This is a genomic window from Mesorhizobium sp. M4B.F.Ca.ET.089.01.1.1 (genome assembly GCF_004022605.1).
GTDB lineage: Bacteria > Pseudomonadota > Alphaproteobacteria > Rhizobiales > Rhizobiaceae > Mesorhizobium > Mesorhizobium abyssinicae.
Window position 1 is genome coordinate 1 of the sequence record NZ_RZOS01000014.1, and the last position, 23,254, is coordinate 23,254.

Annotated in this window: 29 protein-coding genes and 1 pseudogene; 13 read left to right on the forward strand and 17 right to left on the reverse strand. The window is 65.3% G+C overall.

Annotation, left to right across the window (positions count from 1 at the left end):
* From EN780_RS02610 to EN780_RS02630, 5 genes and pseudogenes are all read right to left on the reverse strand, one after another.
* A pseudogene (locus EN780_RS02610) lies at positions 1-183 on the reverse strand (hypothetical protein); the annotation flags it as partial.
* Between the two features lie 25 nt (positions 184-208).
* Complete coding sequence (locus EN780_RS02615; protein WP_127309297.1) at positions 209-1,207, reverse strand: LLM class flavin-dependent oxidoreductase; 999 nt, start codon at positions 1,205-1,207, stop codon at positions 209-211.
* Between the two features lie 3 nt (positions 1,208-1,210).
* Positions 1,211-2,038, reverse strand: a complete 828-nt coding sequence (locus EN780_RS02620; protein ID WP_128271904.1) for an arylamine N-acetyltransferase — start codon at positions 2,036-2,038, stop codon at positions 1,211-1,213.
* 84 nt (positions 2,039-2,122) lie between these two features.
* The gene (locus EN780_RS02625) at positions 2,123-3,292 is read right to left on the reverse strand and encodes an AI-2E family transporter (RefSeq protein ID WP_127394029.1); all 1,170 of its coding nucleotides are present in this window, start codon (positions 3,290-3,292) and stop codon (positions 2,123-2,125) included.
* A gap of 164 nt (positions 3,293-3,456) precedes the next feature.
* A complete protein-coding gene (locus EN780_RS02630) occupies positions 3,457-4,512 on the reverse strand; it encodes an LLM class flavin-dependent oxidoreductase (protein WP_128271908.1) in 1,056 nt (351 codons plus the stop codon).
* Between the two features lie 237 nt (positions 4,513-4,749).
* On the opposite strand from EN780_RS02630, the gene EN780_RS02635 reads away from it, so the two are divergent.
* Positions 4,750-5,178, forward strand: a complete 429-nt coding sequence (locus EN780_RS02635; protein ID WP_127284673.1) for a DUF6481 family protein — start codon at positions 4,750-4,752, stop codon at positions 5,176-5,178.
* 73 nt (positions 5,179-5,251) lie between these two features.
* Here the strand turns inward: EN780_RS02635 and sugE are convergent, their stop codons facing one another.
* Positions 5,252-5,566, reverse strand: a complete 315-nt coding sequence (gene sugE / locus EN780_RS02640) for a quaternary ammonium compound efflux SMR transporter SugE (protein WP_127392744.1) — start codon at positions 5,564-5,566, stop codon at positions 5,252-5,254.
* 224 nt (positions 5,567-5,790) lie between these two features.
* A complete protein-coding gene (locus EN780_RS41285; RefSeq protein WP_126059281.1) occupies positions 5,791-5,916 on the reverse strand; it encodes a hypothetical protein in 126 nt (41 codons plus the stop codon).
* A gap of 279 nt (positions 5,917-6,195) precedes the next feature.
* Here EN780_RS41285 and EN780_RS02650 point away from each other — a divergent pair, with 279 nt between their 5' ends.
* Positions 6,196-7,161 (forward strand): cation diffusion facilitator family transporter, encoded by a 966-nt coding sequence (locus tag EN780_RS02650; RefSeq protein ID WP_127392743.1) that lies wholly within the window; start codon positions 6,196-6,198, stop codon positions 7,159-7,161.
* 65 nt (positions 7,162-7,226) lie between these two features.
* Positions 7,227-7,631, forward strand: coding sequence for a GFA family protein (locus EN780_RS02655; RefSeq protein ID WP_127392742.1), 405 nt, complete (start codon positions 7,227-7,229; stop codon positions 7,629-7,631).
* Positions 7,632-7,641: 10 nt separating this feature from the next.
* Here the strand turns inward: EN780_RS02655 and EN780_RS02660 are convergent, their stop codons facing one another.
* Positions 7,642-8,883, reverse strand: coding sequence for a DNA recombination protein RmuC (locus EN780_RS02660; RefSeq protein WP_127284669.1), 1,242 nt, complete (start codon positions 8,881-8,883; stop codon positions 7,642-7,644).
* Positions 8,884-8,986: 103 nt separating this feature from the next.
* Between EN780_RS02660 and def the strand changes: the two genes are divergently transcribed.
* The 4 genes from def to truA all read left to right on the forward strand — a co-directional run bounded on the left by def (position 8,987) and on the right by truA (position 11,841).
* Complete coding sequence (def, locus tag EN780_RS02665; protein WP_127284668.1) at positions 8,987-9,517, forward strand: peptide deformylase; 531 nt, start codon at positions 8,987-8,989, stop codon at positions 9,515-9,517.
* A gap of 5 nt (positions 9,518-9,522) precedes the next feature.
* On the forward strand, positions 9,523-10,458 hold the full coding sequence (gene fmt / locus EN780_RS02670; RefSeq protein ID WP_127392741.1) for a methionyl-tRNA formyltransferase: 936 nt from the start codon (positions 9,523-9,525) through the stop codon (positions 10,456-10,458).
* Positions 10,455-10,961: an N-acetyltransferase gene (locus tag EN780_RS02675; RefSeq protein ID WP_127284666.1), complete on the forward strand. Its 507-nt coding sequence runs from the start codon at positions 10,455-10,457 to the stop codon at positions 10,959-10,961. Before fmt ends, EN780_RS02675 begins: the two co-directional genes overlap by 4 nt.
* A 124-nt stretch (positions 10,962-11,085) precedes the next feature.
* Positions 11,086-11,841 carry a tRNA pseudouridine(38-40) synthase TruA gene (truA, locus tag EN780_RS02680; protein WP_127392740.1) on the forward strand — a complete coding sequence of 252 codons (756 nt, stop codon included), beginning with the start codon at positions 11,086-11,088 and terminating at the stop codon, positions 11,839-11,841.
* Here truA and EN780_RS02685 read toward each other — a convergent pair.
* Both EN780_RS02685 and dapE read right to left on the reverse strand, forming a co-directional pair.
* Positions 11,838-12,443: a transporter gene (locus EN780_RS02685; RefSeq protein ID WP_127284664.1), complete on the reverse strand. Its 606-nt coding sequence runs from the start codon at positions 12,441-12,443 to the stop codon at positions 11,838-11,840. The genes truA and EN780_RS02685 overlap by 4 nt on opposite strands.
* The gene (gene dapE, locus EN780_RS02690; protein WP_128271910.1) at positions 12,430-13,635 is read right to left on the reverse strand and encodes a succinyl-diaminopimelate desuccinylase; all 1,206 of its coding nucleotides are present in this window, start codon (positions 13,633-13,635) and stop codon (positions 12,430-12,432) included. The genes EN780_RS02685 and dapE overlap by 14 nt, the downstream gene beginning before the upstream one ends.
* Before the next feature lie 116 nt (positions 13,636-13,751).
* Here dapE and EN780_RS02695 point away from each other — a divergent pair, with 116 nt between their 5' ends.
* Complete coding sequence (locus tag EN780_RS02695; protein WP_128271912.1) at positions 13,752-14,786, forward strand: 2-dehydropantoate 2-reductase; 1,035 nt, start codon at positions 13,752-13,754, stop codon at positions 14,784-14,786.
* On the opposite strand, the gene EN780_RS02700 is transcribed toward EN780_RS02695, so the two are convergent.
* The 4 genes from EN780_RS02700 to dapD form a co-directional block, all read right to left on the reverse strand.
* A complete protein-coding gene (locus EN780_RS02700) occupies positions 14,761-15,462 on the reverse strand; it encodes a hypothetical protein (protein WP_127284661.1) in 702 nt (233 codons plus the stop codon). The genes EN780_RS02695 and EN780_RS02700 overlap by 26 nt on opposite strands.
* 16 nt (positions 15,463-15,478) lie before the next feature.
* Entirely contained in the window at positions 15,479-15,856 is a 378-nt protein-coding gene (locus EN780_RS02705; RefSeq protein ID WP_245478396.1) for a DUF805 domain-containing protein, read from the reverse strand.
* The gene (locus tag EN780_RS02710; protein ID WP_127284659.1) at positions 15,849-16,211 is read right to left on the reverse strand and encodes a DUF805 domain-containing protein; all 363 of its coding nucleotides are present in this window, start codon (positions 16,209-16,211) and stop codon (positions 15,849-15,851) included. Before EN780_RS02710 ends, EN780_RS02705 begins: the two co-directional genes overlap by 8 nt.
* 72 nt (positions 16,212-16,283) lie before the next feature.
* On the reverse strand, positions 16,284-17,138 hold the full coding sequence (gene dapD, locus EN780_RS02715) for a 2,3,4,5-tetrahydropyridine-2,6-dicarboxylate N-succinyltransferase (protein ID WP_127391850.1): 855 nt from the start codon (positions 17,136-17,138) through the stop codon (positions 16,284-16,286).
* A 144-nt stretch (positions 17,139-17,282) separates the two neighbouring features.
* Between dapD and EN780_RS02720 the strand changes: the two genes are divergently transcribed.
* Complete coding sequence (locus EN780_RS02720) at positions 17,283-18,122, forward strand: LOG family protein (RefSeq protein WP_127284657.1); 840 nt, start codon at positions 17,283-17,285, stop codon at positions 18,120-18,122.
* 37 nt (positions 18,123-18,159) lie between these two features.
* Here the strand turns inward: EN780_RS02720 and EN780_RS02725 are convergent, their stop codons facing one another.
* Together EN780_RS02725 and EN780_RS02730 are read right to left on the reverse strand one after the other, a co-directional pair.
* The gene (locus tag EN780_RS02725) at positions 18,160-18,780 is read right to left on the reverse strand and encodes a response regulator transcription factor (protein WP_245493378.1); all 621 of its coding nucleotides are present in this window, start codon (positions 18,778-18,780) and stop codon (positions 18,160-18,162) included.
* Between the two features lie 343 nt (positions 18,781-19,123).
* Complete coding sequence (locus EN780_RS02730; protein WP_245493379.1) at positions 19,124-19,744, reverse strand: sensor histidine kinase; 621 nt, start codon at positions 19,742-19,744, stop codon at positions 19,124-19,126.
* Between the two features lie 429 nt (positions 19,745-20,173).
* On the opposite strand from EN780_RS02730, the gene EN780_RS38630 reads away from it, so the two are divergent.
* The 3 genes from EN780_RS38630 to EN780_RS38635 all read left to right on the forward strand — a co-directional run bounded on the left by EN780_RS38630 (position 20,174) and on the right by EN780_RS38635 (position 21,552).
* Complete coding sequence (locus EN780_RS38630; RefSeq protein ID WP_189379635.1) at positions 20,174-20,590, forward strand: hypothetical protein; 417 nt, start codon at positions 20,174-20,176, stop codon at positions 20,588-20,590.
* A 123-nt stretch (positions 20,591-20,713) separates the two neighbouring features.
* Entirely contained in the window at positions 20,714-21,169 is a 456-nt protein-coding gene (locus tag EN780_RS02740) for a hypothetical protein (protein ID WP_127391852.1), read from the forward strand.
* A complete protein-coding gene (locus EN780_RS38635) occupies positions 21,166-21,552 on the forward strand; it encodes a hypothetical protein (RefSeq protein ID WP_189556345.1) in 387 nt (128 codons plus the stop codon). The genes EN780_RS02740 and EN780_RS38635 overlap by 4 nt, the downstream gene beginning before the upstream one ends.
* A 66-nt stretch (positions 21,553-21,618) precedes the next feature.
* On the opposite strand, the gene EN780_RS02750 is transcribed toward EN780_RS38635, so the two are convergent.
* Positions 21,619-22,326 (reverse strand): pyrimidine 5'-nucleotidase, encoded by a 708-nt coding sequence (locus EN780_RS02750; protein WP_127284073.1) that lies wholly within the window; start codon positions 22,324-22,326, stop codon positions 21,619-21,621.
* Positions 22,327-22,487: 161 nt separating this feature from the next.
* On the opposite strand from EN780_RS02750, the gene EN780_RS02755 reads away from it, so the two are divergent.
* Positions 22,488-23,249: a GGDEF domain-containing protein gene (locus EN780_RS02755; RefSeq protein ID WP_127284072.1), complete on the forward strand. Its 762-nt coding sequence runs from the start codon at positions 22,488-22,490 to the stop codon at positions 23,247-23,249.
* Positions 23,250-23,254 lie beyond the last annotated feature (5 nt).

The window sequence follows — 23,254 nt, forward strand, 5'->3', positions numbered from 1 at the left end:
GTCCTGATGGCCCTTGCTCTCGATGGTCAGGTTTTCCAGGTCGCGGAAATACTTGAGCCCGAGCTCGCCGGCCCGTCGCGCGAGGTCGATGGCAAAGAGCGTTCGCGCGTCGAGGTCATTTGTCACAGGGGTGCTCGCGGTCGGGATGGGTGGTCCGCCATAGCAAAAGCCGTTGCCCGGCAAAAGCAGCAAAAGCGCCTTGTCGGTCTCAGGCCGCTTGCGACAGCGATTTGTGGACGTCGGCAAGGATCTCGAACGAGCGCACCCTGGCCGCATGGTCGAAGACTTGCGCCGTCACCATCAGCTCGTCGGCGCCGGTGCGACGCACGAAGGCGTCGATGCCTTGCCGCACCGTTTCCGGCGACCCGACCACGGCGCAGGACAGCGCCTGGCCGAGCATGGTCTTCGCCATCGGGTCCAGCGTCTGCTCGTAGCCCTCGACCGGCGGCGGCAGCCGGCCGGGCCGGCCGGTGCGCAGATTGACGAAGGCCTGCTGCAGCGAGGTGAACAAGAGCCGCGCCTCTGCATCGGTCGGCGCGGCAAAGACGTTGAGGCCGAGCATGACATAGGGCCTGTCGAGCTCAGCCGACGGCTGGAAGCGCGAGCGGTAGACTTCCAGCGCATGGTCGAGCTCAGCCGGCGCGAAATGCGAGGCGAAGGCGTAAGGAAGGCCGAGCAGCGCGGCGAGCTGCGCGCCGTAAAGGCTGGAGCCGAGGATCCAGACCGGCACCTTCTGGCCTTCGCCGGGCACGGCGCGGATGCGCTGGCCTTCCTCGGCCGGCTGGAAATAGCCCATCAGCTCGACGACATCCTGCGGGAAATTATCGCTGGCTTCCAGATTGCGGCGCAGCGCCCGCGCCGTCGCCATGTCGGTGCCGGGCGCGCGGCCGAGCCCGAGGTCGATGCGGCCGGGAAATAGCGCCGCCAGCGTGCCGAACTGTTCGGCGATGACCAGCGGCGCATGGTTGGGCAGCATGATGCCGCCGGCGCCGACGCGGATCGTCCTGGTGCCGCCGGCGACATGGGCGATGACCACCGAAGTCGCGGCACTGGCGATGCCCGGCATGTTATGATGCTCGGCCAGCCAGTAACGCCTGTAGCCGAGGCGCTCGGCATGGCGGGCGAGGTCGAGCGAGTTCGCCAGCGAGCGCGAGGCATCGCTCCCTTCGGCGATCGGCGACAGGTCGAGTACGGACAGGGCGGTCATTTCTCAGCGCTCCACGATGTTCTTTTCCCGCACCTTGGCGGCGAAGGCGGGCCGGTCGGGGATGACGATGCCGAGCTGGTCTTCCAGCACACCGGCGAGCTCCGCCGCTGTCGAGATCTCCCGCTGCTCGGTGCGGCCGCCGAGATGATGCGTCGACAGCCGGTTGTTGCGCAGCGCGTAGCGCCGGTCGGGCAGGGCGCGCGCCGCGATCACCGAGGACAGGAAATGCGAGCTCGGATGCGTCGACAAAAAGTGGTTGCTGACCGCATAGTCGACCGCGTAGGCCGGCTGCGTGTCGAAGCGATAGATGCTGCGCCAGTCGCCACCGATCTGCGCCTGCAGGCGGAAATGATCCTCCGTCTCGACGAGGCGGAAGGGTTCATGCGGTGTCTGCTGCTCAGGTCCGGCTTCGAGCAGCAGCGGCGCCGTCAGCGTCAATCCGCCGAAGCCGACATCGGCGAGATAGGTATGGCCGTCGAATTCCACCCTGAGCAGCATGTGGCTGCGCGCGGTGATGGCGTCGTCCGGCTGGCCCCACAGCACCCGCGCGGCGAGGCCGCTGACCTCGAAGCCGAGCGCCGTCAGCGCATGCATGAAGAGCAGATTGTGCTCGTAGCAATAGCCGCCGCGGCCACGCGTGAAGATCTTGTCCTGCAGCGAGGCGAGGTCGAGCTTGGGCGGATGGCCGAGGAACGGATCGAGATTCTCGAACGCGATCGCTTGCGGATGTTGCCGGTGCAGCGCCTTCAGCGTCGCCAGCGAGGCCTCGGTCGGGCCGCGATAGGAGATGCGGGCGAAATAGGCATCGAGGTCGAAGGAGGCGTCGGTCATGAAGGAGGTCCGGCTTTGACCGGCTCGATATAGGCACTCGCTCCGCGTCCGACAAACAGGCGCGGTAACAATTGCCGGGCCGGGTCAGGTCCGGATCTTGCCGTTCTGCTCGGCCGTATCCTCTTCGACGACGAGGCTGTGCTGTGCCGCCAGGAAATTGCCGACATGGCTCAGTCCTTCGAAATGGTCGCAGAAGACCTTGACGACGACCAGCAGCGGCACCGCCATCAGCGCGCCGACAAAACCCCACAGCCACGACCAGAAGGCAATGGCGATGAAGATCGCCACCGCGTTGATCTCCAGCCGCCTGCCGACCACCAGCGGCGTCACGAACTGGCCCTCGACGATGTCGCACAGCAGCACGAAGGCCGGCGCCAGCAGCGCAAAGGAGATCGAGTCGAAGCTGATCAGCGCGATGACGGTGACAAGTATGATCGTCATCAACGCGCCGACATAGGGCAGGAAATTGAGCAAGGCGGCGGCCGCGCCCCAGACCATTGGGTTGGGCATTCCGAGCCCCCACAGGCCAAGGCCAATCACCGTGCCGAGGCCTGCATTGATGATGGTGACCGTGAGCAGGTAATGCGAAATCTCGCGCTCGACGTCGTAGACGACGCGCAGCGCCCGCTTCTTCTCGCTGAGGCTGGCGAAGGACTGGATGATCTTCTCGTAGAACATCGTGCCGGAGGCGAGCAGGAACAGCGACAGCACGAAGACGATGGTGATGCCGGTGCCCGCCGACAGGATGTTGCCGGCGGCGGAAGACAACATGCCGGACTGCGCCACCGCGACCTTCTGCACATCGGGCTCCTGTGACGTCTGGGTCAGGCCTTCCAGCTGGTGCGAGATCTGCATGATCTTCTCGAACGGCTGCCTGAGTTGGGCAAGGCGCTCGGTCAGCTGCATGCCGATCGTGGACGCGTTGTTGATGAGCTCGATGACCGGGCCGCTGAGCAGATAGCCGGCGCCGGCAACAAAAATCAGCGACAGCAGCACCAGGAGCGTCGCCGACAGCGCGTCGGGCACGCCGTGCTGGCGCAGGAAGCGCACGATCGGCGTCAGCGTCAGCGCCAGCAGGAAGGCTAGGATCACCGGCATGAAGAAGGCGCGGCCGAAGTAGAGCGCATAGACCGCCATCAGGATGAAGATGCCGATGAGCAGCGACCGTATCAAATGCGTATCCGCGCGTGTGTCTTCGCGCGGATCAGGCGTCCCGGTGGCGCCGGTGCCCGAAGCGGTCGGTTCGGCCTTCATCGTTTCCCTCGGGCACGCCGCAAATGATGATGCGGCTTCCTCGCGAAAACGTGCTTCCGACGGCAAAGTTCCGTTAGCCGGCAATGACTTCGGCCGGACAGGAAATGCGCCGACGGCGAAGATGGAGCCGCGGCTTCGGTCGTTGGAACGCGTCCGGCCCGCCGTCAGGCGACGGGTTCGGCTGGTGCTGCCTTCGCTGTTTCCTTGCGCACGATCGGCGCCACCCTGGTGCCGTAGAGCTCGATCGCCTTCATGACCTTTGCGTGCGGCATGGTGCCGATCGCCATCTGCAGCAGGAAGCGGTCATTGCCGAAGATCCTGTGCTGGGCGACGATCTTCTCCGCCACCTGTTCGGGATTGCCGACGAACAAGGCGCCGTTCGGACCGCGCGACTGGTCGAAATGCGCCCGCGAGGTCGGCCCCCAGCCGCGCTCGCGGCCGATGCGGTTCATCACCTCGGCCTGCGGCGTGTAGAAATCGTCCGCCGCCTTCTCGGTGGTCTCGGCGATGAAGCCGTGCACGTTGAGGCTGGTGGCGAGGCTTGCCGGATCGGTTCCGGCCCGTCTGGCGGCCTGGCGATAGACCTCGAACAGCGGCGCGAAGCGCGCCGGCTCGCCGCCGATGATGGCGAGCGCCAGCGGCAGGCCGAGCGCGCCGGCACGGGCCGCGGACTGCGGCGTCCCGCCAATGGCGATCCAGACCGGCAGTTTCTCCTGGAGCGGGCGCGGATAGACGCCACGGCCGTTGATCGGCGCGCGCAGGCGTCCTTGCCACGTCACCTTGACCTGATCGCGGATGGCAAGCAGCAGGTCGAGCTTCTCGGCGAACAGCTCGTCATAGTCTTCCAGATTGAAGCCGAACAGCGGGAAGGATTCGATGAAGGAGCCGCGCCCGGCCATGATCTCCGCGCGGCCGCCGGAAAGCAGGTCGAGCGTCGCGAACTGCTGGAAGACGCGCACCGGATCGTCGGAGGAGAGCACGGTGACCGCGCTGGTCAGCTTGATGCGCCTGGTGCGCTCGGCCGCCGCGGCCAGCGCCACGACCGGCGCGGAGGCGGCATAGTCGGGGCGGTGATGCTCGCCCAGCCCGAACACGTCGAGGCCGACCTGGTCGGCCAGCTCGATCTCCTCGATCAGATTGCGCAGCCGCTCATGCGGGCCGATGGCGCCCGGCCCGGGCTCGGGGCTGACGTCAGCGAAAGTGTAGAGACCGAGTTCCATGCCGTGCCATCCTGATGCCTTGTTTCGATGTTTGTGCGTCGCGCTGGAGATAGCGATCCGCCCGCCGCGCCGCCAGAGGCGCGGACTGTGAACACTGCATGTCGGTTTTCGCGCAGGACTGTGACGTCTCCCAGTTGCAACAGCCCAGAATTTCATAGCTGGCATACCGTTTTGGCGCTTGAACTATCGGTTTTCGCGCGTATGTAAGCGTCGCGAATTGACTTCAGGGAAGTGGACTTGGCTATCTACAGGGAAAAAGACATTTTCGAGCGGCGCAATGCCGCGAACGAGGCAAAGAAGGCGCTTCTGGAGCGCTTCAAGTCAAAGCCGGCCGCGGATGATCCCGCGGTGCTGGCGCGACAGGCCGAACGCAAGGCGATCCTCGAGGCGCGCGCGATACGCGAAGCCGAAAAGGCCAGGCTGAAGCAGGAAAAGCTGGCCCGCGAAGCGGCTGAGAAGGCCGAGCGCGAGGCAGCTGCCGAAGCGGCGCGCATTGCCGCCGAAGAGGCGGCTGCGGCGGAGGCCAAGATCCGCGAAGCCGAAGAGAACGATCGCATTTCGCGCGTGCTCGCCGACGAGGCCGAACGCAAGGCCAAGCGCGATGCGCGCTATGCCGCGCGCAAGGCGCGTGTCGGCCGGACGCCTCCGGGGTTCTCGGCCCGCTAACAGCGGTTTCGTTCGAAGAACAGGTTCAGGGTCGCCAGGGGCGGCCCCGAACGCGTTTGCCTCGCGGCAAACATCAGGCCACCAGCTTCAGGCCGGCGATGCCGCAGACGATGAGGCCGATGCAGGCGAGCCGAACCACGGTCGCCGGCTCGCCGAGCAGCCAGATGCCCAGCAGCGCGGTGCCGACGGTGCCGATGCCGGTCCACACCGCATAGGCCGTGCCGACGGGCAGCTCCTTCAGCGCCAGGCCGAGCAGGCCGAGGCTGACGATCATTGAGGCGACGGTCAGCACCGTCGGCACCAGCTTCGAGAAGCCGTCAGTGTATTTCAGGCCGATCGCCCAGCCGATCTCGAACAGGCCGGCGAAAAACAGATAGATCCACGACATCGGCAACGCTCCATTCGCTGCGTGCCCTCACGGCGCACGATCTTGCGAAACCGGCGCGCGGAGCAGCACATTCAAGCACGGGTCGTCCCGGCCGGGTTTTGGGAGGAGCGAGGTCGTCCTCGCCACGCGGATATAGGCGGTCCTCGGCCCCAATCAACAAAACACCGGCAGCATGGCTCCATGCCGCCGGTTGAAAATCCGCGCCAGGACGGATCAGCCGAGGCCTATTTGTCCTTGAGCCGCGTCGCCTTGACCGGCGGCGCCTTGAGGGCCGGGGCCGCGGCGGGCTTCTTCGCGTCCTTCTTCGGCTTACGGGCTTCCTTGCCCGCCTTCATCGCACCTTTAGCCATGATTCGTTCCTCCGATTGTGGGCAACGAAGTGAAACAAGAGAAAAGCCGGACTGCAAGAGGACATTGTCGGACGCGCGCGGCGGCCTGGCCGCTGTCAACCGGTTTTCGCCGGCGAATCGCCTGGGGAGCTCCGACGGCCCCGGTCGTTATTGCGCGTCATGACGAAACGGATTCGGGCGTCGCGCTTTAAGTCTCTGTCTTGATGCGTTCCCCCAAAACCGCGGCGCGATTTTGGACGACATGCATTAAGCTCAAGGCGTCAACCGGGACAGCGCGGCATGGCAGGGCATGGCGGATCGAAAAAGGTCATCTACGCGGCGCTTGCCGGCAATCTGGCGATCGCGTTGACCAAATTCGCCGCCGCGGCCTTCACCGGCAGCTCGGCAATGCTTTCGGAGGGCGTGCATTCGCTGGTCGACACCGGCAATGGCGGCCTGCTGCTCTACGGCATGCATCGCGCCGCCCGCCCGCCCGACCGCAGCCATCCGCTCGGCCATGGCCGTGAGCTCTATTTCTGGAGCTTCATCGTCGCCCTCCTCGTCTTCGCGCTTGGCGCCGGCGTGTCGTTCTACGAAGGCGTGGTGCACATCATGGCGCCGGAGCCGGTCGCCAATGTCAGGGTGAATTATGTCGTGCTCGGCCTCTCCTTCCTGTTCGAGGGCAGTTCCTGGTATGTGGCGCTGACCGCATTCCGCCGCGAGAAGGGCGGACTGGGCTGGTTCGAGGCGGTGCGGCTCAGCAAGGATCCGAGCGTCTATACGGTGCTGTTCGAGGACAGCGCGGCACTGCTTGGCCTGATCGTCGCCTTTGCCGGCATATTGGCGGCGGAAGTCTTTGCAATGCCCGAGCTCGACGGCGCCGCCTCGATCGGCATCGCGCTGATCCTCGGTTCGACCGCGATCTTCCTGGCGCGCGAAAGCAAGGGCCTGCTCATCGGCGAGCCGGCATCGCCGCAGGTGCAGAACAAGGTGCTTGCCATCGTGCAGCGGGATCCGGCGGTGCAGCGGGCGAACGGCGTTCTCACCGTCCACATGGGACCGCAAGAGATCGTCGCCGGTCTGAGCGTCGAGTTCGAAGACCATCTGACGGCGCCCGAGATCGAGGCCTGCGTCGAGCGGCTGGAAGCGCTGCTGAAAACCGAGATGCCGGAGATCACCCGGCTGTTCGTCAAGCCGCAAACCACCGGCACCTGGGAGCGCCGCCGCAAGCTGATCGACGCTGCCTCCGATCCGGCTTTGGACTAGCGCTGCGCTGTTGCCTCGCGGCCTTGTCCCGCTAAGATCGTCGCGAATTCTGGAGGAGGTTACCGATGAGGATTGACGGCGGGTGCCATTGCGGCGCCATCACCTATGAGGCTGAGGTCGACCCGGAAAAGACCGGTATCTGCCACTGTACTGATTGCCAGCAGCTGACCGGAACAGCCTTTCGCGTGACAGTTGGCGCGCCAGAAGACCAATACCGGATTACCAAGGGCACACCGAAGGTCTACATCAAAACAGGATCGAGCGGCGCCAAGCGCGCACAGGGCTTTTGCGGCGAATGCGGTTCGCATCTCTATGCCACGTCGGTGGGCGACGGGCCGAAAATCTACGGCATCCGGGTCGGCACAGCCCGTCAGCGCGAGGAGCTCGTTCCCAGAAGACAGGTCTGGCACCGCTCGGCGCTGCATTGGCTGCCTGAATTCGAAGGCATGACGACGCTCGAGGAGCAATAGGGCGCCCGCCTCAGTCGCCGTCCTCGACAACCCGCAGCCTGAGCTGGCCGGTCTTGGAATCGGCCACCCGCGTCCCCGCTTCAGCCTTGCGCGGCGCCTCGGCTTCGCCTTCGCCGAACTCCAGCGCCTCGATCTTCTGGCCGCGCTTGGTCACTTTCGACGTCGAGACCAGGATGTCGTCGATGTCTTTCGCCGACTGGGTAAAATGCGTCTGCAGCCGGCGTACCCGCTCGTCGACACGCCCGACATCCTCCATCAGCCGGATCACCTCGCCCTGGATCAGATGCGCCTGCTCGCGCATGCGGGCGTCCTTCAGGATCGCCTGGATGACCTGGATCGACAGCATCAACAGCGACGGCGAGACGATGACGACGCGGGCCCGGTGCGCCTTCTGCACCACCGCCTCGAAATTCTCGTGGATCTCTGCGAACACCGATTCCGACGGTACGAACATGAAGGCGGTGTCCTGCGTCTCGCCCTGGAGCAGGTATTTGTCGGCGATATCGCGGATATGCACCTCGATATCGCGCCGGAAGGCCTGCGCCGCGGCCTTCTGCATCTCCGCGCCTTCGGCGGCGCGGATCGCGTTCCAGGCTTCGAGCGGGAACTTGGCATCGACGGCGAGCGAGGGCGCGCCGTTCGGCATCCGTACCAGGCAGTCGGGCCGGCTGCCGTTCGACAGGGTCGCCTGGAATTCGTAGGCGCCATGCGGCAGGCCGTCGGCGACGATCGCCTCCATGCGCGACTGGCCGAAGGCGCCGCGCGTCTGCTTGTTGGAGAGGATCGCCTGCAACTGCACGACCTGGCCGGCCAGCGACTGGATGTTGCCTTGCGCCGTGTCGATCACCGCCAGTCGTTCCTGCAGTTTGGCCAGGCTCTCATGCGTCGATTTGGTTTGCTCGGTCATGGTCTGGCCGATGCGGCCGGTCATGGCGTCGAGACGCTGGCCGATCGACTGGGTGAGCTCGGCCTGCCGCGCCCCGAACACTTCGGCAATCGCGCCCATGCGGCCCTGCATCTCGGCCTGCGCCTGTAGGATGCCCGCCATCCGCGCCTCGGCGTCGCGGGCATGGTCGGCGGCTTCCGCGGCTGCTATCGTCCGCGCCCTGGCCGAGCGCCACAGCGCGATGACCAGCGCAAGGAAGAGGCCGAGAAAAAGGACAGCGCCGAAGGCCAGCATATGGCCGAGCGTGATCGTGCTGGCGCCGAGCCGGGCCACGGGTTCGGAAAGGATGGAGCTCAGGTCGTTCATGCGGGCAGCATAGATGATTCGGCTCTCCGGCACAGATCAAAACGTGAACAGGGCGAAAGCGCCCCGGTTGACGCTTTTCGCATGACGTCTTAGGTGAGACGCCATGTCGATCAAGCCGCTCATCATCCTTCCCGATCCCGTCCTGCGCCAGCTGTCCAAACCGGTCGAGCGCGTCGATGCGCCCTTGCGCAAACTGGCCGGCGACATGCTGGACACCATGTACGACGCCCCCGGCATCGGCCTGGCGGCGATCCAGATCGGCGAGCCACTGCGCATGCTGGTCATCGACCTCGCCAAGGAGGACGAGACGCCGGCGCCGCATGTCTTCATCAATCCGGAAATCCTCGAAAGCTCGGACCAGCGCTCGGTCTATGAGGAAGGCTGCCTGTCGATCCCGGACTATTACGCAGAGGTCGAGCGTCCCGCCGCGGTGCGAGTGAAGTATCTCGACCGCGACGGCAAGCTGCAGGAGATGCAGGCCGAAGGGCTGATGGCGACCTGCCTGCAGCACGAGATCGACCATCTCAACGGCGTGCTGTTCATCGACCACATCTCGAAGCTGAAGCGCGACATGGTGGTGAAGAAGTTCAAGAAGCTCGCCAAGGACAAGGCGCCGGGCAAGCTGGTGGGCTAGGGGTCATGCCCCTTCGCGTCATCTTCATGGGCACGCCGGAGTTTTCCGTGCCGACGCTGCGCGCGATTGCCGAAGCCGGCCATGAAATCGTCGCCGTCTACACGCAGCCGCCGCGTGCCGCCGGCCGGCGCGGGCTGGAGCTGACGCCGTCGCCCGTGCAGCGCGAGGCGGAGCGGCTGGGCGTCGAGGTCCGCACCCCGACATCGCTCAAGGGCGAGGCCGAGCAGCAGGCATTCGCCGCGCTGCGTGCCGATGTCGCCGTGGTCGTCGCCTATGGGCTTTTGTTGCCAAAGGCCGTTCTCGAGGGGGCCAGGCTCGGCTGCCTGAACGGCCATGCCTCGCTTCTGCCGCGCTGGCGCGGAGCGGCTCCCATCCAGCGCGCCATCATGGCCGGCGATGCCGAAACCGGCATGATGGTGATGCGCATGGAGGAGGGTTTGGACACCGGACCGGTGGCGTTGCTTGAAAAATGCGCCATCGAACCCGATATGACCGCCGGCGAACTGCATGACCGTCTGATGGCTCAGGGCGCTTCGCTGATGGTGGAAGCGCTCGCGCAGTTGGGGATAAATTATCTGACATTTGCCCAACAGGCGACTGTGGGGGTGACCTACGCCCGAAAGATCGATAAATCGGAGACACGCGTAGACTGGACGCGGCCTGCCGGCGAAGTCCACAATCACATTCGCGGCCTCTCGCCTTTTCCGGGCGCGTGGTGCGAGGTCGACATTGGCGGCCGCATGGAGCGGCTGAAACTGCTTCGCTCGACGCTCTCGGATGGCGTCGGCGAGTCGGGAGGAATTCTCGATGACCGGCTGACGGTCGCCTGCGGGTCAGGCGCGGTCCGGCTGGTCGAAGTTCAACGGGCGGGCGGAAAGCCCGCCGCCGCGCAGGAGTTCTTGCGCGGGGCCAAGATCGAAAAAGGAACGAAACTCTCATGAGCATGATGTCGATACGCGCGGCGACGCCGCGGGATCGCGAGGCGATCCGCCTCGTCGAAGAGCATGCCTTCGGCCAGCAGGCGGAGGCCGGACTGGTCGACGCGCTGGTCACCGGCGGCGATGCCGTCGTCGAGCTGGTGGCGGAAGAGGACGGCCAGGTGGTCGGCCATATCCTGTTCTCCCGGCTTTTCGTCCAGAAGGGCGCCAAGCAGTTCGCGGCCGTGGCGCTGGCGCCGCTGGCAGTCGAGCCGTCCTTCCACGGCACCGGCATCGGCGGCGCCCTGATCCGCGAGGCGCATGTCCGCCTCAAGGAAGCCGGCGAGCGGCTTGCCGTGGTGCTCGGCGATCCGTCCTATTACGGCCGCTTCGGCTACACCCATGCGCGCGCCGAGAAATTCGAGAGCGAGTACCAGGGCGAGGCGCTGCAGGCGCTGGCCTGGGGCGATGCTCCCGAGGCCGGCAAGCTGGTCTACGCTTCGGCCTTCACCGCGCTTGCCGCCTGACGCATGTCGCCCAAAAGTGCGTGGCGGTTTTGGGACAACGACATGCATGAAAATAAGAACTTGAAGCGCGTCGCACGAGGCCGTTCAGGCGCGGCGCGCTTCAAGTGGCGAGCCGCCGCCTGATATGCCGCGTTTTCGCCTCGACATCGAATATGACGGCAGCCTTTTTGCCGGCTGGCAGCAGCAGGCGGATCAGCCTTCGGTGCAGCAGGCGATCGAGCAGGCGATCGAAAAGTTCTGCGGCGAGGCGGTAAGGCTCCGCGCCGCAGGCCGCACCGATGCAGGCGTGCACGCCACCGCCCAGGTGGCGCATGTCGACCTGGTCAAAGCCTGGCCGGGCGACAAGGTGCGCGACGCCGTCAACGCGCATCTGCAGGCCGCCGGCGCTCGCATCGCCATCCTCAAGGCCGCTGTCGTCGCCGACGGCTTCGATGCCCGCTTCTCCGCCACCGGCCGCCACTACCTCTACCGCATCCTCAACCGGCGCGCTCCGGCGGCGCTGGAGAAGGGCAAGGTCTGGTGGGTGCCGAAGCGGCTCGACGCCGAGGCCATGCACGAGGCGGCCAAAGTGCTGCTCGGCCGCCATGATTTCACGACTTTCCGCTCGACCCAGTGCCAGGCCGAAAGCCCGGTTCGCACGCTCGACCGGCTCGACGTCAGCCGTTCGGGCGACATGATCGAGGTGCGGAGCTCGGCGCGCTCCTTCCTGCACAATCAGGTGCGCTCGATGGTCGGTTCGCTGAGGCGCGTCGGCGACGGCTCCTGGATCGCCGCCGATCTCAAGGCTGCGCTCGACGCCCAGGACCGCGCCGCCTGCGGCCAGGTGGCGCCGCCCGACGGGCTGTTCCTCATCGGCGTCGATTATCCGGAAGGATCCTAGCCCTCGACCCCCGTCGGGATGGTGATGCCGAGCAGCGCCTGCAGCCCGAACAGCACCGCCAGCGAGGCCACGAACATGCCGGCGAAGACCGCGGTGCCGACGGCGGCGCCCCTGCCGATCACGGCATTGGTCATGCGCCAGGTCAGTATCATCGAGACCGCGAACAGGAGCAGCGACACCAGCCCGGGGACCTCGTCGGTCGACGGCAGGAAAAGCCGGATCAGCGCCGACGGCAGCATCAGCCAGGCGATAATCGCCGACGCCCAGTTGCTGGCCACGACATAATGGACGAAGCGGCCGCCAATGCCGACGCGCGGCGCGATCAGCGCCAGGCCGACCAGCGGCAGCACCCAGGAGCCGATATCGACGGTCGCCAGCCGCAGAAGCATGCTGAAGCGGCCGGCAAAGGCGTTCGGATCGCCGATCTCATTGGCGATGCCGACCCAGCCGACGATCAGCGCCGGCGCGGCCACGACGATGGCGAAGAAGGAGTTCCAGAAACCGTCCGCCGACAGGTCGAGCAGGCGCAACCCGTCGACCTTGCCGAGCATCAGCCGCCAGGCGCCGGCCAGCGAGGCGTAGGTTTCATCAGCCGACAGCATGGTCCTGCCCGAACCAGTCTTCTATGAAGCGCTGATAGATCCCGGTCAGCGTTTCCAGATCGGCAAGCGCGACGCGTTCGTCGACCATATGCATGGTCTGGCCGACCAGTCCGAACTCGACCACCGGGCAATAGTCCTTGATGAAGCGGGCGTCCGATGTGCCGCCGGAGGTGGAAAGCGCCGGCTTCCTGCCGACCGTCGCCTTGACCGAACCGCTCAGCGTCTCGATCAGCCGCTCGTCGCGGGTCAGGAAGACGTGGCTCGGCCGGTCGCGCCAGACGAGCTCGTAGTCGACCGGGGTCTTCTTGCCTGGCCGGTACTTCTTGCGCCCGGCCGCCTGGTCGAGGCGGTTGTGGATCTCGGCCTGGATGGTCTCGGCCGTCCAGGTGTCGTTGAAGCGGATGTTGAAGGTGGCCGTCGCCTTGGCCGGGATGACGTTGGTGGCCGGATTGCCGACGTCGATCGAGGTGACCTCCAGATTGGTCGGCTGGAAATCCTTGGTCCCCTTGTCGAACACCGGATGGAGCAGGGTGTCGACCAGGCTGATCAGCCCGCGTACCGGATTGTCTGCAAGCTGCGGATAGGCGGCGTGGCCCTGGCGCCCGTTGACGGTCACGCTGCCGGAGATCGAGCCGCGCCGGCCGATCTTGATCATGTCGCCGAGCGTGTCCGGATTGGTCGGCTCACCGACGATCGCGGCGTCCCATTTCTCGCCCTTGCCCGCCGCCCACTCGAGCAGCTTCACCGTGCCGTTGATCGCCGGCCCTTCTTCGTCGCCGGTGATCAGCAGCGAGACAGAGCCCTTCGGCCCGCCCGCCTTCTCGACATGGCGCGCCACCGCCGCGATGAAGCAGGCGATGCCGCCCTTCATGTCGACGGCGCCGCGGCCATACATTTCGCCATTCGCGATCTCGGCGGCGAAGGGCGGGTGCGTCCAGGCCGTCTCGTCGCCGACCGGCACCACATCGGTATGGCCGGCGAACATCAGATGCGGTCCGTTGCCGGAGCGCCTTGCATAAAGGTTCTCGATGTCCGGCGTGCCGTCTTCAGAGAACACCGGACGCTCGACGGCGAAGCCGAGCGGCTTCAGCATCGTCTCCAGCGCGGCGAGCGCGCCGCCTTCGGCGGGCGTCACCGAGGGGCAGCGGATCAGGGCGGCAAGGTTTGCGGCGGGGTCGGTGGGCAATTTCATGGGCAAAGCGATAATCGAAAGCGAAAGGCCTGTCACGACCAGACGTCATGGCCGGCCATGGCGCCGACATTATGGTTTTCATGTCGTATAGTCGCAGACCAAGGTGAGACTATCGCATGGCCAGGGAAGAAAAGACCATCGCCATTGCCGGCGCCGGCAGTATCGGCTGCTATGTCGGCGGCTGCCTTGCGCTCGCCGGACGCAAGGTGGCTTTGCTGGCGCGCCCGCGCGTCGAGGCGGCGTTGCGCAAGGATGGCTTGCGGGTCAGCGACCTCGATGACCGCGACCGCCGCATCGCGCCCGCGGCGCTTTCCGTCACCGCCGATCCAGCCGAGGCCCTGGCCGGCGCCAATATCGTCCTGGTGACGGTCAAGAGCGGCGCCACCGAGGAGATGGCCGCGCTCATTGCGGCGCATGCCAGCCCGGAAGCAGTGGTGGTCAGCCTGCAGAACGGCGTCGACAATGCCGAGAAACTGCGGGCAAGGCTTGCCGGGCGACACGTGCTTGCCGGCATGGTGCCGTTCAATGTCGTGCAGACACCGGAGGGCGAGGCGCCGTTTCACGTGCATCGCGCCAGCGAGGGCAAGGTGATGATCGAGGACGGCGTGGCCGGCCTTGCCGGCCTGCTCGACGTCGAAGGGCTTGGCGTCGAAACCCATGTCGATATGAAGGCGGTGCTGTGGGGCAAGCTTTTGATGAACCTCAACAACGCCTTGGTGGCGCTGTCCGATCAGCCGTTGGCAACCGAACTGGCCGACCGCCGCTGGCGGCTGATCCTGGCAGCCCAGATCGACGAGGCGCTGGCGGCGATGCTGGCGTCGGGCATCCGGCCGGCGCGCATTGCCGGCCTGCGTCCGGCGCTGCTGCCCAAGGTGCTCGGCCTGCCCGACTGGCTGTTCCGGCGGCTGGCGCGCCGCATGCTGGCCATCGACCCCGAGGCGCGTTCGTCCATGTGGGACGACCTGCGGCGCGGCCGGCCGACGGAGATCGGCGAATTGCAGGGCGCGGTGCTCGCGCTCGCCGAACGCTCCGGCGTGCCGGCGCCGATGACGGAACGCGTCGCCGCCCTGGTACGCGAGGCCGAGGCGGCACGGCGCGGTCCGCCGGGGCTGGCGCCGGAAGCGGTCAGACCTGATCGTCGATCAGGGTGATCTTCTGCCAGATCTTGCGCGACAGGTTGGAGGCCAGGTTCTCGACGTCGTTGACGCCGTCGATGACCACGTCGTCATTGACCGACTGCGCGAACAGCGCCGCGATCTTGCCGGTGATCGACAGCATCTCCGAGCAATAGTCGAGGTAGCGGGCGAGGTCGGCGGCATTGGTGATGCGGGCCGGCGAATGCGAGGTCGGCTTGAAATTGGCCGACAGCGTCGCCGGGTCCTTGGTCAGCTGGTGCATGTCGATGACGTGGATCAGCGAGCGCAGGCCGTGCAGCTGGCGGAACACCTGCTTGCGCTTGATGCGCTCCTCGGTGCGGATGAGGGCCAGGAAGCCGACGATGGCGAGGATGAACATGTTGAGCGAGGCTTCGATGCCTTGCACCGACTGGACGGCGTCGCTGGTCCGCGAAAGCCGGTCGAGCGGCAGGATGGTGCCGACGAAGACGAACACCAGCGCGCCGGCGACGACGGCGGCGGCGATCAGGCCGCGCAGCCACCAAAGCGGCGCCTCCAGCGCCTTGGCGCCCTTTGCCAGGTCGCGCGACAGCGACACCAGTTCGGCGGCGACGCCGCGAAGGCCGGCGTCGGGAAAACGCTCGGCGACGCGCTCCTCCAGCCGTTCGGCGGTCTCGATGATCAGTTTCGGATCGAGCGTGCGGTAGCGCATGGCGAAAGATGGTCGCTCAGGAATCGGCCGGCGCGTTGGTGCGCCTGCCATAGCGGTTGGGCCCGGGTTGCCCCGGAAACAGGCACAGCACGAGGAAGGCGACGATCGAGACGACCGGCACGAACAGCACCAGCGCCGCGATGCCCGGCTTGTCGAGATCGTGCAGCCGCTTCACCGCCAGAACGATGTTCGACCAGAGCGAGCCGACAAAGGCGATCAGGAAGATGAACGACCACATGTTGCTCTCGGGCGAACCCTCCGGCACCAGCGTGAAGCGATAGAGCGGAAACGCCTGGACGATGGCGACCAGCAATCCGCCGAGAAAATAGGCCGCGCGGCTGACGCGGCCCGAGGTTTTGAAGAAAAGCCAGGTAAGGTCGGATTTTTCAGGCAAGCGGATCCGGTCCATACTGATTGGCGCCCCTGGTGCCCTCAAGGATGCCGAGTTCCACAAGCAACCAGATGCCGCCGATGATGGGTATGAGGCCGATCAGCGTCCACCAGCCCGACTTGTTACGGTCGTGCCAGCGTTTGGCGTAAAGAGCAAACGCGAAATAGATCGATGCCAGCGTGACGATGATACCGATGATGCCGACCTGGCCGCCGCTGGCCGTGGTGAAACGAGTGCCGAGGATCGAATCGAGGATGAAGGCAACGATGCCGATGGCAATGAATATGCCGATGCCGGCCCAGAACTTGGCTCGGTTGATGCGGCCCTCGAAGCTGGTCAGAAGATACTTCCAGTCCATGACGCCCCTCCGTGTTGAACCCGCGCGACGGAATGTCGCGCCGGCGGAAGGTGCGTCTGTTCGCGGAAAAGATCAATCGCGAAGCAGCTCGTTGATCGACGTCTTGGAGCGGGTCTTGGCGTCGACCCGCTTGACGATCACGGCGCAGTAGAGGCTAGGGCCGGGTTCGCCATTGGGCAGCGGCTTGCCCGGCATCGAGCCGGCGACGACCACCGAATTGGCCGGCACTTCGCCATAGAACACCTCGCCGGTGGCGCGATCGACGATCTTTGTCGACTGGCCGATGAACACGCCCATGCCCAGCACCGAGCCCTCGCGCACGATGCAGCCCTCGACCACTTCCGAGCGCGCGCCGATGAAGCAATTGTCCTCGATGATGGTCGGGCCGGCCTGCATCGGTTCCAGCACGCCGCCGATGCCGACGCCGCCCGAAAGATGCACGTTCTTGCCGATTTGGGCGCAGGAGCCGACCCCGACCCAGGTGTCGACCATGGTGCCCGAATCGACATAGGCGCCGACATTGACGAAGGATGGCATCAGCACGGCACCCGGCGCGATGTAGGCCGAGCGGCGCACGATCGACGACGGCACTGCGCGGAAACCGGCCTTCTCGAAATCCACCGCGCCCCAGCCGTCGAACTTCGACGGCACCTTGTCCCACCAGGCCGCCTGGCCGGGACCGCCCTTGATGATCTCCATCGGGTTCAGCCGGAACGAGAGCAGCACTGCTTTCTTCAGCCACTGGTTGACGTGCCACTTGCCGTCGGCCTGGCGCTCGGCGACACGGGCGGCGCCGCGGTCGAGCAGGTCGAGCGCGGCCTCGATGGCGTCGCGCGTTTCGCCCCGCGTCGCGGTCGAAATCGTGTCGCGCTCGTCAAAAGCCTTCTCGATGGTCTTTTCGAGGCTCGCCAGATCGGGCTTCGACATCAATTTGCTCCGTTACCAAGCTGTTAAGGGGCAGCGCCTTAACCTGTTTCAAAGTCGCGCGGACCCTATGTGAAGGTCTGATAGGGGTCAATCGCGACTGCGTCACGGGACGGCGCAAGTGGAGAAAATGGACGGGTGGATTTGATGACTCCCATGGAAAAGGCGGGATGGACGCCGCTGCCGCATTCGGATGAGGATCTGGAGCGGGCAAAGAGCGTGCCGGATACGCCGCAGACACGCGCCGACACCTACAGGCTGGCCTGGAACGATCCCGACTTCATGACGCGTCGCGAATTGCGAGCCGTCAGGCTGCAGCTCGAGCTGCTGAAGCCGGAGATGATCCTCGCCGAGCGTGGCATCCAGTCGACCGTCATCCTGTTCGGCGGCGCTCGCATTCCGGAGCCCGGCGGCGACGCCTGGGCGGCGAAGAACGAGACGCAGAAGAAGAACCTCGAGCTGAACAGCCGCTATTACGAAGAGGCGCGTAAATTCGCCCGTCTCTGCTCGCAGCATTCGGCGGGGTCCTACTATCGCGAATTCGTCGTCGTCACCGGCGGCGGGCCTGGCGTCATGGAGGCGGGAAACCGCGGCGCCGACGATGTCGGCGCGCCGTCCATCGGCCTCAACATCGTGCTGCCGCACGAGCAGGCGCCGAACGCCTATGTGACGCCCGAGCTCTGCTTCAACTTCCACTATTTCGCCATTCGCAAGATGCATTTCGTCATGCGCGCCAAGGCCGTCGCGGTGTTCCCGGGCGGGTTCGGCACGATGGACGAATTCTTCGAGACGCTGACGTTGATCCAGACCGGCCGCATGGAGCGCGTGCCGGTGATCCTGTTCGGCAAGGCCTTCTGGCAGCGCGCGATCGATCTCGATTTCCTCGCCGAGCAAGGCACCATCACGCCCGGCGACCAGGACATCATCGATTTCGTCGACACCGCCGACGAGGCCTGGGCGATCATCAGCCGCTTCTACAATCTCTGACCGGCCCCGCAACTCGCCCCTGGGCCGACGCTGTCCGCTATTGCAGCTCGGCCAGCCATCCGACCGATTGCGCGAAGCGCACGATGGCCGCCCGGGAGTGGAGTTCGAGCTTGTCGGTTGCCCTGGTCCGGTAGGTCTCGATGGTCTTTATGCTGAGATTGAGCCGCGAGGAGATCTCCTTGTTGCTGTAGCCGAAGGCCACCAGCTGGATGACCGATCGCTCCCGTTCGCTCAAATTGCCGGCATCGCCTTGCACGCTGCTGCGTGGGCTGAGGATGCGCGCGGCCAGTGCCGGGTCGACGTAGTTGTCGCCGGCCAGCACGCAGCGGATGGCTTGCAGCAGATCTGTGGTCGTCGACCGCTTGACCACAAACCCCCTGCCGCCCGCGGCCAGCACCTGACGCAGGCAGCCGGGATCCTCATGAGCCGTCAGCGCGATGCACTTGAGGCTGGGGTACCTTTCGAGAAGCCGCTCGATGAGCATGACCCCATTGACGCCAGGAAGCGAGATATCGATCACCGCGACGTCAGGCAGGGCCTTGCCGATGGTTTCGAGGGCCTCGTCCGCATTCGCCGCAAGTCCGACGATCGTCATGTCCACCTGGCCATCGATCATCGCGCCGATGCCGGACAGGACGATCGGGTGGTCATCAACCACGAATATCCTTCTACGCGACACCCTTAACCTCCATCAGCCTGTCAAAGGTCCATCACGTGGAGAGATCCCCTTGCCCTTGATGGTTCATGACAGCTCGTCCCGGACGACGGGAGGAGCGCGTCTATGCCTGCAAACCCTGAGCGGGAGCAGTGGGTCGGACATCTCGTCGAACCCTCGCGCTGATTGTAAGCCGCAGCCAGTGGTCTCGGATGTGGCGCGCTTCACGTAGCCCGTCGCGAAGCTGGAGCGCTGTCGTGGTTTCGTTCAGGATCGTGCGAGAACAAATGCCTGGAGCGGATCACATTGCCGTCGAAGATCGTGCCGCCTGCGGCCAGGCCGACCCTCAGTCCGTCGAGGGCATATCGGCAAAGAGGGGCACATCGGCATAGAGGGTGGTCCCCCTGCCCCTGGCGGTTTCAATCGACAGCTCGCCTCCGATCAGCGCCAGGCGCTCTCTCATTCCCGCAAGCCCCAGGGCGTGGGAGCCGAGCGTGGCGTCGGGATCGAACCCGCGGCCATCGTCCTCGATCGTAAGGCGCAGCCGGCCATCGCAGATATGGGCCGTCACGCTCGCGCGGCGCGGCTGAGCATGCTTGCCGATGTTGGTAAGCGCCTCTTGCGCGACACGGTACAGGGTCAGGGCAATCTCGGGGGCGAGTGACCGCGAAAGCGCTTCCAGGTCCATGTCGCAAGGGATATCGAGCTGAGCGCACAGCATGGCGGCGAGGTCCTCGACGCAGGCGCGAAGCCCCAGGTGATCCAGGTCGGCGGGCCGCAAATTCCAGGCGGCGGCGTGTACCCTGGCGCTCAACTGATCGACGAGCATGGCAGCCCGCGTGAGGCGCTCACCCTGTGCCGGGGACCCTGCGCGGATGCCGTGCAGTTCGAGCGCGACACTGGCCAGCATCTGGCCGAGATCGTCGTGAAGCTCGCGCGACAGGCGCCGGCACTGTTCTTCCTGCACGGCGATCAAGCGCCGCGCCAGTCTCCGGCGCCGGGACTTTGAAGTGTCGCTCTCGCGCGTGTCGATACCAGCCCGCATCGCCCCTTCTGTTCTCTTGCCGCTACGTCCCCTTGTTTGAAGAAAATCCAGGCGGAAAACCGTTCCACGCTTTTCCTGGAATTGCTCGATAGGACTTGCCGTTCACGGATTTGTGAGAAAAGGCCCCGAATTTCTGTCTCTCTGTGTAATATACACCCACATACGCCCTTATGCCTGTCAGTTTTTTCCCGGTCCCGTCGGCTTTTCCCGACAAGGACATCAGCTGAAAAACTGACAGGACATGCCGATCAGCCCGAATGTCCGGTCGCCATTTCTGCGCGCATTCTTCTTGCGTCGTCTCGGCCATCTTTGTTGCGGCCGGGAAGTTCAACGCAAACCAAGGAGAACGTCATGAGGAAGATCATTCTGGCTGCGGTTGTCCTGTCGGCTCTGACCGGTACGGCGTCCGCTGTTTCGATCGGCAGCGGCAACGGCAACGGCAACGGCAACGTCGGCGTCGGCAACGGCAATGGCAACGGCAACGCCAATACCGGCGCCTTCAACGGCAACTTCAACGGCAACGGCAATTTCGGCTTCGGCAACGGCAATGGCAACGGCAACGCGAATGCCGGCGCCTTCAACGGCAACTACAACGGCAACCTCAACGCCGGCGCCGCGAACGGCAACGGCAACGGCAACGGGAATTTCGGCCTCGGCAACGGCAACCTGAACGGCAATGCCAACTTCGGCCTCGGCAATGGCAATGCCAACGGCAACGGAAACTGGGGCATGGGCAACGGCAACGGCAACGGCAACGCCAACCAGTAGCATCGAAAGATGCTGACGCTTCTGGGATCGCCGAGCCAGCGCCGTCCCCCCGCGCAAGGCTTTCGCGACGTGTCGCCGGCGGTCCCAGTTTTTTCAAAGCGAAGTTATGGAAGGAGTTCGCACATGAAATCGCGCGTCCCAATGGCGCTGTGCCTGGGCCTGCTCAGCGTCACCGCCGCGAAAGCCGACGGCACGACAGGCACCCAGGCCTTCAGCATGTCACGCGTCCAGCAAAGCGTCGGCCGCTACGGCCAGTCCATCGGTTCGGATGTCCGCGGCATGAATCCGCTCGGTTTCTCGGGCGGCAATGTCGGTTACAAGAACAGCGGCAGCGGCAATGTCGGCGCCTTCAACAGCGGCACCGGCAATGTCGGCGCCTTCAACGGCAACGACAACACATCGTCGACGAGCGGAAATCAGAATGTCGGTGCCTTCAACGGCAACGGCAACACCGGCGAATATGACGGCAACGGCAATATCGGCGCCGGGAACGGCAACTTCAACGGCGGCTCCTACAACGGCAATGGCAATGTCGGGGCCTTCAACGGCAATTTCAACGGCCGGGGAAACAACCGATGACCGGTCCGAGATCGCCGAGGTCCGCTTCGCCTCGCAAGCGCCAATTGGCGGCGAGGCTGCTTGATGGAAACAGCCTCGCGCTCGGCACGCTGCTTGCCGCGATGCTTGCCGCCGACGCCTCGGCCCTGGTCAGGATTGCCGACCTTCCGATCGGTGTTGCCAACGGCCTTGGCAACACCGGCAACTTCAACGGCAACGGAAACGCCGGCAACTTCAACGGTAACGCCAATTGCGGCAACGGCTTCGGCAACGGCAGCGCGTCGGACGGCAATGGCAACGGCCAAGGAACTGGCGGCACTCCAGACTGGTGCCGGTTCCTGAAGGACCTGAATGGCCGGCTGGGACTGCCGCCCGGCACGATCCCGGACTTCACGCTGAAATAGCCGATGCCCAACGTTCAGCATGCCGCCTGCGCCGCTGCGCACGGGCGGCATGCGCCGGCGATCCGGTCACGCCGTAACTTCGACGATCGCCGTCAGGAAGCTGGCGAGGTCGTCGGTGACGAAATCGACGTCGTCCTCATTGGCCGGGTCGCGCTCCCAGATCTCCGCGAAGGTCGGCTCGAAATTACGCGGCACCACCAGCACCGTCGTCATGCCCAGCGCTTTCGGCACCGAGAGATTGCGGGCAAGGTCCTCGAACATCACCGCATTGTGGCCGGTGACGGAATGCAGCTCGGCGAACCGCTCATAGGTCTGGCGCGCCGGCTTGGGGTTGAGCCCGGCCGCGACGATATCGAAGATGTCGTCGAAATGCTCGAGGATGCCGAGCTGTCGCGCGGTGCGCTCGGCATGCCTGCGGTCGCCATTGGTGAAGATGAACTTGCGCCCGGGAAGCTGGCGGATCGCTGCCCCGAGCACCGGGTCGGGCACCAGCCAGGAATAGTCGATGTCATGCACCTTTTCGAGGAAGTCGTCCGGGTCGATGCCGTGGCGCGTCATCAGCCCGTTCAGCGTGGTGCCATACTCCAGGTAGAGTTCCTTCTGCAGCTTGCGCGCCTCATCGCGGGGCAGCGTCAACAGCTCGCCGACATAGGCCGTCATCTTCACGTCGATCTGCGCGAACAGGTTCGAATGGTGCGGGTAAAGCGTGTTGTCGAGATCGAACACCCAGTCCGTGACATGGGCGAAGCGGGCGGGGTCTGGCAGCGTGGTCATGGGCTCCTTATGGCACGAAATAGAATCTTCGACAGGGGATTTATCCACAACTTATGCGCGCCGCGCGCGGCGAAAATCGCGTGTCGTTTCAAATTTTAGCCATCGCCGAAAGGTCGCCTTCAGCGCTTGCTGGCACAGAAGCGGTTCTGTGGGATTCAGCGATGAATCGCCTATTTCTGAAGTCCGCCGCGGTCGCGTGCGCCTCGGTAGCCATCTCGCTTTTGTTGACGCTGATCATCATGCCGGCACTGGGCGTCCCGCTCAGCCGCGCGATCTGGCTGACCTCCACCGTGTTCCCGCTGATCCTGGCCTGGATCGCCAGCGCCACCACCTTCTGGCAAACCGACAGGCTGAAAAGCGCGCATCGCGAACTCGCCCGGGCGCATGCCCAGCTTGCCACCGCGCACCGGCGCCTGTCGGAAAAGGCGAGCCGCGACGACATGACCGGCATGCTCAACCGCGAAAGCTTCTTTGCCGCCCTCGACGGCTCCCGGCGCAAATCCGATCGCGGCGCGCTGCTGATCATCGACGCCGATCACTTCAAGATGATCAATGACAGCTACGGCCATCTGACCGGCGACGACGCTCTTCTGCTGATCGCCAGCGCCATCGAGCGCGGCGTGCGCAGCGGCGACGTGCTTGGCCGCATCGGCGGCGAGGAATTCGCCGCCTTCCTGGTCGGCGCCACCACGCAGGAGGCCAAGCGCGTCGCCGAGCGCGTCCGCCGCGAGGTCGAGCTGATCCGCTTCCGCCCGGTCGACGAACGCACCGTGCCACTCACCGTCTCAATCGGCGGCACCATATGCGGCGAGGGCATCAACGTGTCCGAGCTGATGCGCGCCGCCGACCGGCGGCTCTACGAGGCCAAGCATCGTGGCCGCAACCTGTCGATCCTCGACCGCGATGTCTCGGAAGCCGCCTGAGATCC

Excerpts from the sequence above, each read along its gene's own strand:
- EN780_RS38630 (WP_189379635.1), top strand. The coding sequence starts at position 20,174 with ATGAGGAAGATCATTCTGGCTGCGGTTGTCCTGTCGGCTCTGACCGGT.
- EN780_RS02710 (WP_127284659.1), bottom strand. The coding sequence starts at position 16,211 with ATGGACTGGAAGTATCTTCTGACCAGCTTCGAGGGCCGCATCAACCGA.
- EN780_RS02700 (WP_127284661.1), bottom strand. The coding sequence starts at position 15,462 with ATGCGCTACCGCACGCTCGATCCGAAACTGATCATCGAGACCGCCGAA.
- truA (WP_127392740.1), top strand. The coding sequence starts at position 11,086 with ATGCCGCGTTTTCGCCTCGACATCGAATATGACGGCAGCCTTTTTGCC.
- EN780_RS02615 (WP_127309297.1), bottom strand. The coding sequence starts at position 1,207 with ATGACCGCCCTGTCCGTACTCGACCTGTCGCCGATCGCCGAAGGGAGC.
- sugE (WP_127392744.1), bottom strand. The coding sequence starts at position 5,566 with ATGTCGTGGATCTATCTGTTTTTCGCCGGCCTGTTCGAGATCGGCTGG.
- fmt (WP_127392741.1), top strand. The coding sequence starts at position 9,523 with ATGCCCCTTCGCGTCATCTTCATGGGCACGCCGGAGTTTTCCGTGCCG.
- def (WP_127284668.1), top strand. The coding sequence starts at position 8,987 with ATGTCGATCAAGCCGCTCATCATCCTTCCCGATCCCGTCCTGCGCCAG.
- EN780_RS02660 (WP_127284669.1), bottom strand. The coding sequence starts at position 8,883 with ATGAACGACCTGAGCTCCATCCTTTCCGAACCCGTGGCCCGGCTCGGC.
- EN780_RS02655 (WP_127392742.1), top strand. The coding sequence starts at position 7,227 with ATGAGGATTGACGGCGGGTGCCATTGCGGCGCCATCACCTATGAGGCT.
- EN780_RS02675 (WP_127284666.1), top strand. The coding sequence starts at position 10,455 with ATGAGCATGATGTCGATACGCGCGGCGACGCCGCGGGATCGCGAGGCG.
- EN780_RS41285 (WP_126059281.1), bottom strand. The coding sequence starts at position 5,916 with ATGGCTAAAGGTGCGATGAAGGCGGGCAAGGAAGCCCGTAAGCCGAAG.
- dapE (WP_128271910.1), bottom strand. The coding sequence starts at position 13,635 with ATGAAATTGCCCACCGACCCCGCCGCAAACCTTGCCGCCCTGATCCGC.
- EN780_RS02685 (WP_127284664.1), bottom strand. The coding sequence starts at position 12,443 with ATGCTGTCGGCTGATGAAACCTACGCCTCGCTGGCCGGCGCCTGGCGG.
- EN780_RS02755 (WP_127284072.1), top strand. The coding sequence starts at position 22,488 with ATGAATCGCCTATTTCTGAAGTCCGCCGCGGTCGCGTGCGCCTCGGTA.
- EN780_RS02625 (WP_127394029.1), bottom strand. The coding sequence starts at position 3,292 with ATGAAGGCCGAACCGACCGCTTCGGGCACCGGCGCCACCGGGACGCCT.
- EN780_RS02720 (WP_127284657.1), top strand. The coding sequence starts at position 17,283 with ATGACTCCCATGGAAAAGGCGGGATGGACGCCGCTGCCGCATTCGGAT.
- EN780_RS02695 (WP_128271912.1), top strand. The coding sequence starts at position 13,752 with ATGGCCAGGGAAGAAAAGACCATCGCCATTGCCGGCGCCGGCAGTATC.
- dapD (WP_127391850.1), bottom strand. The coding sequence starts at position 17,138 with ATGTCGAAGCCCGATCTGGCGAGCCTCGAAAAGACCATCGAGAAGGCT.
- EN780_RS02740 (WP_127391852.1), top strand. The coding sequence starts at position 20,714 with ATGAAATCGCGCGTCCCAATGGCGCTGTGCCTGGGCCTGCTCAGCGTC.
- EN780_RS02650 (WP_127392743.1), top strand. The coding sequence starts at position 6,196 with ATGGCAGGGCATGGCGGATCGAAAAAGGTCATCTACGCGGCGCTTGCC.
- EN780_RS02620 (WP_128271904.1), bottom strand. The coding sequence starts at position 2,038 with ATGACCGACGCCTCCTTCGACCTCGATGCCTATTTCGCCCGCATCTCC.
- EN780_RS02750 (WP_127284073.1), bottom strand. The coding sequence starts at position 22,326 with ATGACCACGCTGCCAGACCCCGCCCGCTTCGCCCATGTCACGGACTGG.
- EN780_RS02630 (WP_128271908.1), bottom strand. The coding sequence starts at position 4,512 with ATGGAACTCGGTCTCTACACTTTCGCTGACGTCAGCCCCGAGCCCGGG.
- EN780_RS38635 (WP_189556345.1), top strand. The coding sequence starts at position 21,166 with ATGACCGGTCCGAGATCGCCGAGGTCCGCTTCGCCTCGCAAGCGCCAA.